Below are 13,518 nucleotides of genomic sequence, written 5' to 3'. Positions count from 1 at the left end.
ATATGACATATAAAAGATTAAGTTTTGAAATTAAGGATAAGAAAGCGTTTGTTGGGTTTGGTTACAATTGTGACAAGGCAATGACGGTTTTAGATGAAGAAACATTAAAAGAGCTTCAAGATATTGTTGAAGATCTTCACTCAAAAGAAAAAGAATTAGATGGTGCCATCTTCTTTTCACACAAAGATAGATGCTTCTTAGCTGGTGCTGATATCAATCTATTCGATACAATGCATACGGCTGCTGATGGCCAGGCAGGAGCTGAGGCAGGGCAGACAATTTTTAATCGTCTTGAAGACCTTAAAATGCCGACTGTGGCCTGTGTAAGCGGTGTATGTCTTGGTGGTGGACTTGAGTTTGCTCTATCATGTAAGTCTATTATTGTGAGTGATGATAAGTCTACTGGACTTGGACTTCCTGAAGTTAAACTTGGACTAATTCCAGGCTTTGGTGGAACTTATCGCCTGCCAAAGAAAGTGGGACTTCCAACTGCTTTAGATATGATCCTTACTGGTAAGAACTTAAATGCAAAGAAAGCAAAGAAAGTTGGAATTGCTGATGAGATTTATGCAAAAGAGCGCCTTCTTGATCTTGCTCCAAAGCATTTTAAGAAAAAAGCAGATAAGCGTAGCATGATGGATAAAGTACAAGATGCTGCTACTGATAACGTATTTACAAAGAAAATTATTTTTCAAAAGGCCCGCGAGTCAGTTTTAAAGAAAACAAAAGGCTTCTATCAGGCCCCTCTTAAAATACTTGATGTTATGGAAGGTGGAGTGATGAAAGGTCGCGCATCTTACTTAACAACAGAAGCACAAGCTTTTGGAGAGTTATGTATTGGTGAACAATCAAAAAACCTTCGTCATATTTTCTTCTTAATGGAAGGGTCTAAGAAAATGGATGATGCTAAAGGTGTAGGACGTCCATTAAAGCGTGGAGCTTGTCTTGGTGCCGGTACAATGGGTGGTGGAATCGCATGGCTTATGGCCAAAAATGATATGTTTCCAATCATGAAGGATCTAAACCAACATGGACTAGAGCTTGGTTTAAAGCAGGCTTCAAGTAACTTTTCAGGTGCTGTAAAAAGAAAACGTATGTCTAAAGATGATTTTGAGCGCAAGATGAGATCAATTAGTGCTCAAACAGATTATCGTGGTTTTGAACATACTGACCTTGTAATTGAGGCCGTTGTTGAAAATATGGATATCAAAAAGAAAGTATTTGCTGAGACAGAAACAAAAGTTCGTCCAGATACAATTCTTACGTCAAATACTTCATCTCTATCAATTCAAGAGATGTCTAAGGCATTAGAAGATAGTTCTCGTTTTGCTGGACTTCACTTCTTTAACCCTGTTCATATGATGCCTTTAGTAGAAATTATTAAGCATGATAACGTTTCAGACGAAACTGTTGAATCTCTTTATAATTGGGTTGTAAAAACTAAGAAGACTCCTGTTGTTGTTAATGATGGGCCAGGATTCCTAGTTAATAGAATTCTTATGCCATATATGAATGAAGCAGGATTCTTATTAGAAGAAGGTGTTTCAATTAAAGATATCGATGATGCTTGTCTAAACTTTGGTATGCCAATGGGGCCATTTAGGCTTTTAGATGAAGTTGGAATCGATGTAGGTGATAAAGTTTCTAAGATTATTTTCGACGGCCTTGGAGCACGTCTTGCTTCTAATGGAATTGGAAAGCAGATGCTTGAAAAAGAATTCTTAGGTAAGAAGAACTCTAAAGGTTTCTACCTTTACGATGAGAAAGGAAAGGTTACAGGACCTAATGATGAAGCATGGAAAATGCTTCCAAAAGCTTCTAAGAAGATGAGTGAAACTGAAATTCAAATGCGAATCTTCTTACCAATGATTAACGAAGCTGCAACGACTCTTGAAGATAAGATTGTTGCAAAAGCAAAAGATGTTGATCTTGGTCTAATTTTTGGTATCGGATTCCCTCCATTTAGAGGAGGACTTCTAAGATATGCAGATACTCAAGGTATTGCGAGATTAAAAGAAGAGATGCTTAAATTTGCAGATAGTGTTGATAAAGATCGCTACACTCCTTGTGAGTTAATTAATAAACTCGCAAGTGATAATGGAAAGTTCTACGAATTATAGAACTAAGAATAATGTTTTTTAGTTTCTTTAAATTCTTTTTAAGTTATTTATTTAAAGCGAAGACTCGCCAAAGGCTACTTATTATGGCCTTGGCGAGTCTTGTTATATCTAGCTTTTCTCTGCTTACTGTTCAATCAGTTTTAAAAGGGCTGCAAAGCAATCGTATTGAACGAGGTAAACAAACATTAGGTCGCTATATTATTGACCTTGAAAAAGACTTCAATTTTAAAAAGGCCACTTCTTATCTCAATGATAATAATTATAAGTATACATTAGAGTATGAAATTGAAGGCCTGATAAGATTAGAAGGTTATTTAGCACCAGTCATTTTTCACGGAATTATAGAAGATACAAGTTCAATACTTCCAAAGGCCATTGATCATTGGCCTAAGAGAAATGAGATCTTAATGTCGCCATATTTAGCACGTAAGGTTTATGCAGGACTTGATGATCGTGTGCAACTGATCTCACCGGCCCATACAGATACATTCTTTGGCGAATTACCTCGTTTTAAGTCTCTTGATGTTGAGGCCTTTACCGATTCTATGGATCCTGATATTGATGAGTTTCATGCTTGGGGACATGCTTATAGTGCATTCTCTATTGCTAAGTCTCGTCATTATAATAAGCTTAGAGTCTTTTCAAACTTAACGAAAATACAAGAAGAGCAACTTAAGTCGAAGTTTGCAGGAAATGGAGCACGTTTTCATACTTGGGAAGAATTAAATCAAAACCTCGTATTTGCTCTGGCCTTAGAAAATAATGTCGTTCTTTTTCTATTTCTAGCAACTATTGTTCTAGTTACATTTTCAATTATTTCTGGTCTTTCAATTTTCTATGCACGTGTTAGAAATGACTTTGCCTCATTTTGGATTCTTGGCATGAGTATGGGCCATATAAAGAAATACGGTGGTTTAAATATTGCTATCATCACTGCAAGTGCAATTGCAGTAGGAAATATCTTAAGCTTTATTGTGTTAAAATTGTTAGTTCAGTTTTCACCTACAATCATGCCGGCCATGTTTGTTGATCGCTCACTACCAGTACGCTTTGAGGCATCATCATTTTTCTATTCATTCATTGTTCCCGTTATTATCACTGTCGTCTTTACGTTGTTATCTAATTGGCGATTCTTTAAAGACAATGGAAATTTCATGACCTTCGTAAAAAAGGTTGGTACTTAACCTGTGTTCGATTAGTTTCAAAGCTTCACTACGGAAGATCAGGAATCCTTGTTAGTTCTTTTAAATGCTCCTCTTTTGTTTCTAGCGTTTTTAGAAATTCAATAATTAGTTTTCGATCTTCTTTTGGAATCTCCACTCCAAGTTGAACTCGCCCCATTATATCAATTGCTTCATCAAGTGAGGCCACACTACCATCATGAAAGTAGGGAGATGTCTTTGTTACATTTCTAAGTGGAGGGACTTTAAAATACTCTTTATCATCTTCATTCATTGTATGCGTGTAGCGGCCTAAGTCACGATTTTTACTCTTTGTGTACTTATATGGATCTTCAACGACTCCAAATTTCTGATACATTCCTCCACCGACAAGATTACCATTATGACAGCCGATGCATCCGTATTGCGTAAATTTCTTAAGTCCACTTTTTTGTTCTAAATTAAGAACGTCATCTTTTCCCTCAAGGTAATCATCAAAAATAGCAGGACCGACGAGAGTTCTTTCAAAGGCGCCAATTGATTTTGCACTTAATTCTAAAATGTCGTTTTCATTAGATGTGATAAGCTCAGTGTTAAAAGCCTTTTTAAATGCTTCATTATAATTATTATCCACAAGTTTTTTCTTTAAATGACTACTGTCTTTAAGATCATAGGCCCCCTTAAAGAAGAAAGCTTTCTTTGCTTGCTCTTCGACGTCTTTTCGATTTCCGTTCCAATGTTGTGAAATTTGAGCTGCTGTATTGATTAGTGTTTGAGCATTACGATGTGAAAGACGATATTTTGCACCAATGGATTTTGGAAGAGCATCACTGAAGCTTAATTGTGGTAAATGGCATTTTGAACAGCTTACCGTTTTGTCATTGCTTAACCTAGTATCGTAAAATAACATTCTTCCAAGTTCGATGACTTCTTCTTTTGGACGATTTTCACCAAAGTATCTTATTGAGTTTAGTCCATTACCAAATAATTCTCGCCTTTCTTCTAAAGATTTCTTATCGGTATTATTCTCTTTTCCTGTGCAAGAAAGGAGAAGTAGCATAGAAATAGTGTATACAGTTAACTTCATTTATTACTCCATTGGTTTTATTCTTTCATTCGTATGCTAATTCAAATTTGTGACAATTTTTTGTAAGAAATATTTAATTTAAGGATTTAGATAAAGCTTTATAGTAGAATGAAACAATGAAGTTGCAAAAGTTAATATTGTTAATTATTTTAATGAATTTTTCAGGATGTTCGGCCGTGACAAAAGTTGCTTCAGTATTTATGTCTTCTATGGGCTCTCACCCAGATAAGGAAGAATTAAAGACTTTCACTAAATCTAGTCAATTTAACAAAGAGAAGATGAGGTTTGTAAATCGCAGACCTAATATAACTAGTGAACAGCCAATAAAGAAAGATGGCTTTGGTTTTTCTAACTTTATAGAGTTCTTGGGTAAGGGTAATGGCCGCTATCCAGATAAACCTCTTCCAATGTTAAAACCCGATATGGATAAATTTCTAGAGAAGTCTGATGTTGTAAAGTCAATTTGGTTTGGTCATTCAACAGTCTTATTTAATATCGACTCTAAGATTGTTCTAATTGATCCAATCTTTTCAGATTCTTCATCTCCTGTACCAATATTTGTTAAACGTTTTGGCCCTACTGTTTTAACACTTAAAGAATTACCAAAGATTGACTATATATTAATCTCTCATGACCACTATGATCATTTAGATATGAGAACCATTAAATTCTTTGTGGATAAGGATGTTAAGTTCATCACTCCTTTAGGAGTGGGCTCACACTTAAAACGCTGGGGTATTGATCGTAAACGTGTCACAGAACTTGATTGGTGGCAGAACGTTGAGTTTGATGGGATAAAATTTACGGCAACTCCTGCTCAGCATTTTTCTGGTCGCGACCAAGCACACGAAAATACAACTCTATGGGCATCTTGGGCCGTAAAAACCCGTAATAATAATCTCTATTTTAGTGGTGACTCTGGTTACGATACTCATTTTAAAGAAATCGGACAACGTCTAGGTCCTTTTGATGTAGCATTTATGGAGTCAGGTCAATATAACCCAGATTGGTTTGCTGTCCATCTCTTGCCAGATGAATGGCCAAAGGCCTATGAAGACATCAATGCAAATTACTACTTTCCAATTCACTGGGGTGCATTTTCTTTAGCATTTCACACGTGGGATGATCCTATAATAAAGCTCAATGAGTTTTCACAGCAAGGTAAGCTAAAGTTAATGGCCCCTAAGATGGGAGAAATTGTAAGCTTTGATCACCAGGAATACATTACAAAAAAATGGTGGCAATAGGTATAAGAATTTTTTATCACAGTGATTTAATATAGGTATTTTATTTATCTAATTTAATTCGTTAGTTTATCTCTTAATCAATGAGCATAATGCTCATTAAGGAGATATTAATGAAAAAGATATTTGTTATTCTATTAGGTTTATTATCAATTAATTCACTTGCTAGTGAAATTAAGTCTCTAAAATATGTAAGTCCATGGAATTATCAAATGCCAGCAGTTGAAGTTTTAAATAACTCTACTGAGCATATTGAAATTATCATAAAAGGTGCTCTGTTGCAGTATCCTGATTTTGGGTTTAATTTTGAGCTTTCAGATCGATTAGGCGATGTTTTTGAATTAAATAATTTAAATGCTCTAATTGTTAAATTTCCAAAGTCTGCTTGTAAGGCAGAGATGGCAAAGGATCATTTAAATATTCAGCTAATTAGTTGTAAAAATGTCCTTACTTTTAACCAGCAAGACTATAGTGACCAATCTCAGCGCATGACTCAAGTTAAAGGTGCAGTTGTTGGCTTTGATGGAAATATTATCGAAGAAAGTGATTTAGTACTTAATGGCTTCTTAAGCTTTCATATAAAAGAAGTTACTGAAAGAACTGTTGGACGCGAGCTTAATATGATTCAAGCACAAGTAAACGGTACAATTCCATTTGCAGGCCTTAATCGTCGATCTTTAAGAATCGATCTGCAAAAGAGCCAGCTTGCTCTAGGGCCTAATAACGGGCTTTAAAAACTGTGTGAAGTATATCTATCATACGTAAAGATTGCTAATCCTCTCAATAAACCCTCAGGTTAAATCATGTAATAAATAATATATTTGCGATTAATCTGGGGGATTATGAAAACCTTATTTCTCTCATTTTTGAAATTGAATTGTTGCTCAGTTTTTTTGCTAATTTTAGCTGCGCTAAAATGTCGCTTGAGTTGCGAGGCCTGTGTGATTAGTTTTTTGAGAAAGATTTTTTCGCTAATTTTAGCTACGCTAAAATGTCGCTTGAATTGCGAAGACTTGCTCATTGCTCCTGAGGCACATCATGCGGCAAAAATGTCCCAAAGGACAGTTTTGAAGCATAGATGGATGTTATTCAAGAATCAAAGAGCGTAGCTCGCGTGATTCGGTTATATGAGAAAGATTTTTTCGCTAATTTTAGCTTCGCTAAAATGTCGCTTGAATTGCGAAGACTTGCTCATTGCTCCTGAGACAACAAAGCCGGGCTTGAACCCGGCTTGTTGAATATCATTTTCTAGCTAAAGTGAAGGGGAGCTATAGGTGCGTCCAATAGTCTGCCTTTGGGCAGACAATGCCGCACCTATTTAACCTTAAATCCCTTAAGAGCAGCGAATGCATTATTCTTTAACGGTGCATCGTTTTGCTTTGGCATCTTAGGTTTTCCACCACGAGGATTACTCTTACGTGGGCCACCTGTTGGACGCTCGTAAGTTTTTGCTTCTTCAGCTCCGTCAGATTTTAGAGATAGAGCAATACGCTTTCTATCCATATCAACGTCAAGAACAACGGCAGAAACTTCTTGCCCAACTTTTAGAACATCAAGGGCATTCTCAACAAAGTGATCGGCCATCTGACTTACGTGAACTAAACCATTTTCTTTAATTCCAATATCAACAAAGGCACCAAATTGCGTGATGTTTTTTACAATACCTGGATATCTTTCACCAATTTTTACATCTTTAATTTCACGTACATCTTTTCTAAACTCTGTTGTCTTAAATTCTGTACGAGGATCCTGCGAAGGTGCAGTTAGCGACTTATAAATATCATTAACAGTAAATTCACCAAGTTTTGCAATAAGGTCCTTATCTGACTTTAGTTTATTTGCAACTGCATTATCTGTTGTTAACTGCTCAAGCGTGTATCCATTCTTCTGTGCCCATTCCTCTAACATATCGTAGTTTTCTGGGTGAATAAATGTCGCATCAAGTGGATTTTTCCCATTATAAACTCTTAAGAACCCTGCTGCTTGTTGAAAAACCTTTTCAGAAAAACGTGAAACCTTTAGGATTTCGCTTCGATCTGAAAATAGCCCATTCTTATCTCTATGCTTTACGATATTTCCAGCAACTGTTGGCCCAATTCCGGAAATGAATGAAAGTAGTGGGGCCGATGCCGTATTAATATCAACACCAACAAAGTTAACACAACTTTCAACCACGCCATTTAGTGATTTTTTTAGACGAACTTGGTTTACATCGTGTTGATACTGGCCAACACCAATAGATTTAGGATCGATCTTTACAAGCTCTGCTAGAGGGTCTTGGAAGCGGCGGCCAATTGAGATGGCGCCTCTTACTGTTGCATCTTTATCTGGGAATTCTTTCTTTGCAATTGGAGAAGCAGAATAAATTGAAGCACCATCTTCAGAAATCATTGTTGCTTTAACTTTTCCGTCTTTAACCGCAGTAATATTATCTTCAACAAATTGGAGAGTCTCTCGACCAAAAGTCCCGTTTCCAATTGCTATATATTCAACATTAAATTGCTCAATCATGGCATTTAAAATTGTCGCAGACTCACGTACCTGATTTCTTGGTGGGTGAGGGTAGACAACTGTATCAACAACAAATTTACCCGTATTATCTACAACAACTGTCTTACAACCAGTCACAACTCCTGGATCAAGCGCAAGAACTGTTTTAGACCCAAGGTAAGGTTGTAATAGAAGGTTCTTAAGGTTTATACCAAAAACATCAATTGCTGATTCATCTGAGAGCTTCTTAAGTTCACCCTTGATTTCTAAATCAAGAGAAGAGTGGATATAATTCTTATAGGCCTTTGATGCACAATCGACTAATGCCTTGTAACTTGTGACTGTAGTGTCAGGGAAGTTCTTTGATAGAATAAGATTATTTGCATATTCTTCATCAAAAATAATTTCAACTTTTAGGATCTTCTCAGTTTGTGCACGACGAATCGCTAGGAATCTGTGAGCGGCTTTTGGATCTTTTAGATCACTAACTTTTTGCTCATATTCAAAGTAGTCTTTGTACTTTTGCCAGTCTTTTACTTCTTCATAACCTTTACGAGGAGTTGACTTAATCATTGCCTGTGCCCAGTAATCGTTACGTAATTGCTCTTTAAGTTCTGTGTCGTGAGCAATTTCTTCAATAATAATGTCACAAGCGCCTTTTAATACATCTTCAAAAGTTGCGATTTTCTTTTCTTTATTAATATACTTAAGTGCTTCTTTTGCAAGTTCTGGCATAGGAAGCTTTGACTCTTTCATTAGAATTGAGAATGGCCCAAGCCCTGCTTCTTTTGCGATTTGCGCCTTTGTCTTTCTCTTTGATTTAAATGGCGCATAGATATCTTCAAGCTGATTAATATTTGTTGCCGCTTTAATTTTCTTTTCAATCTCTGGAGTCATCATCTCTTGTTTAGTGATGGCCTCTAGAATGAATTCACGTCTCTTTTCACGCTCGATATATTCGTCATACTTTTCTTGAATGAGGCGAATTTGTTCTTCGTCTAATCCACCAGTTTTGTCTTTACGATAACGAGTGATAAATGGAACTGTACAATCTTCCACAAGTAGCATTGCCAGTACGGCCATGATTTGTTTTGCTGTGATATCTGTGTTGTCCACACAAAATAAGACGGCATTTTGATCGATAACGTCCATAGGGTTTTTTGTCGACTTCGTTGTCTCTTCTGACATAATTCATACTCCATTAACTAAATTTGAGTTAAAATTGTATAGGGATTGAATTTGGTATGACAATAAAAACTTGAGTAAATTCCACTGGTTAACTTAAAAATATTGATGTAAGAGTTTATTATGACAAAAGATTTTGATTATATTGTAATTGGAGATGGCGTGGCCGCACGCAGTATTCTCTATTTTTTAACAAGAAAGCACCCTGATTCACGTATTTGTCAGTTATTTGATAATGACGCTTTTCCACCTTGCTCTATTAATACAACTAGCGTTGTTTCGATGGGCCTATTTGCTGAAGGCCTTTCAAAGCTCGGTGACATCTTATTTCATGCACATGAATTCATTGATACTTTCTTTAAGCAAGAGGGGATACAGGGGGTTCACCCAGCTACTCAATACTACTTACCTCCAGATATTAAAGAAGATCCATTAAAATTTAAACAATTTGAAGCACGTTATGGAACAAATTTTGAAAACTTTAAAGGTTTGCAAACGGTTGCTAAGGATGCCTACTTAATTAATCCACAAGTTTTTCTGGGCTGGCTTAAGGCGCAGTACGAAGATAAAATTATAAGTCGAGTTCAAAGAGTTACTGAGCTTCCTAAAACCAATGCAAAGCTTATCTTGGCCACCTCGGCCTATACATCACTTTTTTATAAGAATAAGAATCTTCCTGAAGGCAAACCTGTTAAGGGGACATTTTTTAGCTGGAATAATTTTAAAGCTGATAAATCATTTGTCCTAAGTCGTGGCCACTATAACCTCGTTTATCGAAAAGAAGATGAGCTCTTATTATTTGGCGCAAATTCAATTGAGGGACTTTGCCAACTTCATTCACCAAAAGAAGTCTATGAAAAGCTAACAGTATTTGAAGGTGATCTTCCTGAACTTAAGCAGCTTGGTTCACCGCAGATACACACTGGTATTCGTCACAAGGGTAAAAGGCGTACTCCCTTTTGTGGAGAGGTTGAAGAAGGCGTTTATGCACTCACAGGCCTTTATAAAAATGGCTGGAGTGCAGGAATTAGTTTAGCAAAAGAGCTAGTTGATATGCTCTAAGTTTTCACGACTAGCAAGAATTTCTTTAAGGACATAGTCCCAAAGTTTGTATCTTAAATCGAGAGAATCAAGAGCAATTTGAGTTGCTTGTCTCTGTTTATCTTCACTGTCACAAAGTTGAGCAAGTAATTTACCTGCAAGCTCTCCATGCTCATCTCCATCTAATTCGATATGACGCTCAAGATAGTGTTTAAAGTACGGTGCATGTATATTCTTTTCTTCAAGAACTTTTACAAAAGGTGTAAAGAGGTCAGGAATAAGATTCTCACGTCCCCAGAAGAAGGCCGATGCCATTAGGTGAGGGTTTTGAGTATTAGTGCATAGGTTTAGATTAAATGCACTAAACTTTGCTACAGGCATAGGAATGCCATCAAATGAAAATGTTTCTAAGAATTTTTTAATATCACTTGTTTCGCTTCCAACTTCATTCATGGCATTTAGATACATTGTAAAATGATCAATATGGCCACCATTTAAGTCTTCGTCACTTTCTTCACCAAGAACAATTTCATTAATAAATCGAACACATTCTTTATCGTACTTAGATGGAATCCAAGGTGTTTCAACACATGTAACTTCTCTTTGAAGACCTTTAAGTAGAGACATGAAGTCCCATACAGCAAAGACATGCCATCGCATAAGAATTTTTACATCTTCAATACTTTCAATATTTGAATAAAGTGGGTGATTACAAAGCTTATTATGGGCCGCATGAATGAGTGTGAGATTTTCTTTTTTCATGCGGCCAATATAGCCTAAATTTTATAAGTCTTAAAGTAGACTTTACGTATTATGAACTGTGAAAGAGGTGATGAAAGTCTGGGCGTGTAAGTTTTCTACGCCTTCTAACACCATTTCTGCGACTACCACCATGCATTTGCTTTTGATTAAATTTCTTATCTTTTAAGTATTGGCCGTATACCTTTTCATCTTGTACTCGGTAATTTTCAAGAACTTCAAACATTTCTTTAAATGATAAGATCTTTCCTTTCTCTTTTTCTGCAATTTCTATTTTCTTATATAGTTGCTCTCCAACTTCATCTAAGACAACAAAAAGATCAATTTGTTTGGAACCTAAGTTTAGGGGAAATTTTTCTTCAAGATCAACACCAGCTACAAATTTAATTAATCCTCTAGTAACAATTGAGCGTCTTGCAAGCCAAGCAAAATCATTTCCAAGTTTTGTACCTAGGCCTGGATCAAAGGCATAATTCTTATTTTCCATCCACTCAAATATCTTTGTTAGTACTGCATCTTTATAACGTGTATCTTTTAATTTATTTGGGTTTCTCCATTCCGCAACTAAGTCAAAACGCGAATCAAATTGAATCTCTCCTGGCCCAAATGTTTTAAAGCTAGAGATATTTTCACTTGTTACCTTTAGACCAAAGTCTTGAAGGAAGCTTAGTAGAGCTGGATTAAATGTTGTTTTATATTCAGGTATATCCATTGATTTACTAGATAGTTGCTCCGAGGCTTTCTTGTAACCATGATAAATTACTTCAGAACAAAAGACTTCTGAGTCGTCGTGATAATCCATTGCAAAATCATAAGGTACATTTTTCTTTTTCTCTTTTGAATATTTAGAGAAGCGCTCATGCATTATTTTACCTGCTAGGTGAGCAAGCTTTTCGTCTTTGTGTCTAAAGACAACTGTTCGAGAATTTTTCTGATCAAGATGAACTTGAAATGGGGCAACCACATTTCCAACTTCAATATGGGCCTCTGATGTGTAGAGCTTATTTGTTTTCTCATCACGATACACTAAAGTTAAGTGAGAAAATTGATGGTCATCATCACCAATTCTTGCAATGGCAGCACTAGAGTATGCATTACCTCTGGATAAGATAATGTCTCCAGACTTTAGATCTTCAACACCTTCAAATGAGTAATCTGGATTTACCATAAAGTGAACAGGAAGATCTTTTATTTTGTTATTTGAATAATCAAGTGTATTAAAGTCTATTGGTTTTGAACCTTTCTGTCTTGAAGCATAGTAGGATTCGATAAAATAGTCTTCGAGATAGCGAAGGGCCCTAAAAATTGTTTTTACACCTTTTAAACACGCAAGCTCTTCTTGTGTTAATTCGTCGTTACTATTTAGCGCCTTTAGTTTTTCTTTCAGATCAAGACGTATATTAAAAGATGCCATTGTAAAATCCTGCATCTGATACTTAGAGAATTCAGAAAAGTCGATATCATCGGATTCTATTTCAAAGAGTTTTCCATAATAATATTGAGTTTTTTGAGCGCATTCTTTAGGCGACTTTACACCTTTTGAAACAGATTCATGCATCTCATGAATTAGTGAATCGAAGTTCGAGTTTTTAAGGGAGCTAGGGGTACGGTAAGATTTCTGCTGACATCCAATTGGAATAGTAAGTGAAAGTAGGCAAAGTCCACTTGTAAGTAACCGTTTTTTCATCAAATCTCCCCCATAACTAGATAAAAAATACTATCGACAATAATTTTAATCGAACACGTGCTAATAAATTTTTATCGGATTTTACCTTTTAAAGCTTAAGTATTATTATCAGGTATAGAAAGGTAATATTGGGAAGACACTTAAATATTAAACATTTAGACATTGATTTATGACAATTATGACAGATTCAACAAACTTACAAACAAATGATGAAGGCGATAACAAGCCTCTAAGAACAGTAAAACCTAAAAAGAATGAGGAAGTGCACTTTCGTATCCTCAACGCTGTAACTAAGTTAGAAGTGGCCAAAGGGCACCTTAATTGGAAGATCGCTGAAGTTGCTAAAGAGGCAGACGTTACACGCTCTCTTATTTACTATTACTTAGGTAAGGAAAAGGATGTTATTTTAAAAGAGGCCGTGAAGTACATGATTAGTACGGTCTTTAATCTTACTCAAGAACATTCTGTAGGTATTAGAGAAAGGATTAAGATTGTAAGAGATCAAATTATCCAAATGCCTTATCTACTTGCTCTTTATATGATTAACAAAGGTGCAGGTAATGATCTTTCAGATATTATTGCTGAAGCAGAAGTAGAGCTCTTTGAGATTCTAAGCAAGAAGCATCCAAACCTCGATCACCGCGAGCATTTAAGAATTTATTTTATGCAGCTAGGGATTTGTCTATATCGCGATGTCGATGATGACACTCTTGATTATCTTTTTTCACAATACGATAGAAAATAA

At 35.9% G+C, this 13,518-nt stretch carries 10 protein-coding genes; 6 read left to right on the top strand and 4 right to left on the bottom strand.

Annotation, left to right across the window (positions count from 1 at the left end; translation table 11 throughout):
* The first annotated feature begins 2 nt into the window (after positions 1–2).
* Together BALOs_RS07995 and BALOs_RS07990 are read left to right on the top strand one after the other, a co-directional pair.
* The gene (locus BALOs_RS07995; RefSeq protein WP_120404843.1) at positions 3–2,120 is read left to right on the top strand and encodes a 3-hydroxyacyl-CoA dehydrogenase NAD-binding domain-containing protein; all 2,118 of its coding nucleotides are present in this window, start codon (positions 3–5) and stop codon (positions 2,118–2,120) included.
* An 83-nt stretch (positions 2,121–2,203) separates the two neighbouring features.
* Positions 2,204–3,304, top strand: coding sequence for an ABC transporter permease (locus BALOs_RS07990; RefSeq protein WP_162929613.1), 1,101 nt, complete (start codon positions 2,204–2,206; stop codon positions 3,302–3,304).
* 28 nt (positions 3,305–3,332) lie between these two features.
* On the opposite strand, the gene BALOs_RS07985 is transcribed toward BALOs_RS07990, so the two are convergent.
* Positions 3,333–4,367, bottom strand: coding sequence for a cytochrome-c peroxidase (locus BALOs_RS07985; RefSeq protein ID WP_120404841.1), 1,035 nt, complete (start codon positions 4,365–4,367; stop codon positions 3,333–3,335).
* A 116-nt stretch (positions 4,368–4,483) separates the two neighbouring features.
* On the opposite strand from BALOs_RS07985, the gene BALOs_RS07980 reads away from it, so the two are divergent.
* Positions 4,484–5,614 (top strand): MBL fold metallo-hydrolase, encoded by a 1,131-nt coding sequence (locus BALOs_RS07980; RefSeq protein WP_120404840.1) that lies wholly within the window; start codon positions 4,484–4,486, stop codon positions 5,612–5,614.
* A gap of 110 nt (positions 5,615–5,724) precedes the next feature.
* A complete protein-coding gene (locus BALOs_RS07975) occupies positions 5,725–6,345 on the top strand; it encodes a hypothetical protein (protein WP_120404839.1) in 621 nt (206 codons plus the stop codon).
* A 580-nt stretch (positions 6,346–6,925) separates the two neighbouring features.
* On the opposite strand, the gene BALOs_RS07965 is transcribed toward BALOs_RS07975, so the two are convergent.
* Positions 6,926–9,289, bottom strand: coding sequence for a Tex family protein (locus BALOs_RS07965; RefSeq protein WP_120404837.1), 2,364 nt, complete (start codon positions 9,287–9,289; stop codon positions 6,926–6,928).
* Between the two features lie 120 nt (positions 9,290–9,409).
* On the opposite strand from BALOs_RS07965, the gene BALOs_RS07960 reads away from it, so the two are divergent.
* Positions 9,410–10,348 (top strand): FAD-dependent oxidoreductase, encoded by a 939-nt coding sequence (locus tag BALOs_RS07960; RefSeq protein ID WP_120404836.1) that lies wholly within the window; start codon positions 9,410–9,412, stop codon positions 10,346–10,348.
* On the opposite strand, the gene BALOs_RS07955 is transcribed toward BALOs_RS07960, so the two are convergent.
* Both BALOs_RS07955 and BALOs_RS07950 read right to left on the bottom strand, forming a co-directional pair.
* Complete coding sequence (locus BALOs_RS07955; RefSeq protein WP_120404835.1) at positions 10,331–11,089, bottom strand: DUF3050 domain-containing protein; 759 nt, start codon at positions 11,087–11,089, stop codon at positions 10,331–10,333. The genes BALOs_RS07960 and BALOs_RS07955 overlap by 18 nt on opposite strands.
* A gap of 49 nt (positions 11,090–11,138) precedes the next feature.
* Positions 11,139–12,773 (bottom strand): YiiX/YebB-like N1pC/P60 family cysteine hydrolase, encoded by a 1,635-nt coding sequence (locus BALOs_RS07950; RefSeq protein WP_120404834.1) that lies wholly within the window; start codon positions 12,771–12,773, stop codon positions 11,139–11,141.
* Between the two features lie 169 nt (positions 12,774–12,942).
* On the opposite strand from BALOs_RS07950, the gene BALOs_RS07945 reads away from it, so the two are divergent.
* Positions 12,943–13,518 (top strand): TetR/AcrR family transcriptional regulator, encoded by a 576-nt coding sequence (locus BALOs_RS07945; RefSeq protein WP_115362779.1) that lies wholly within the window; start codon positions 12,943–12,945, stop codon positions 13,516–13,518.

It is taken from the genome of Halobacteriovorax sp. BALOs_7 (assembly GCF_003612895.1).
GTDB lineage: Bacteria > Bdellovibrionota > Bacteriovoracia > Bacteriovoracales > Bacteriovoracaceae > Halobacteriovorax_A > Halobacteriovorax_A vibrionivorans.
This window is presented reverse-complemented; position numbering and strand designations above follow the sequence as displayed.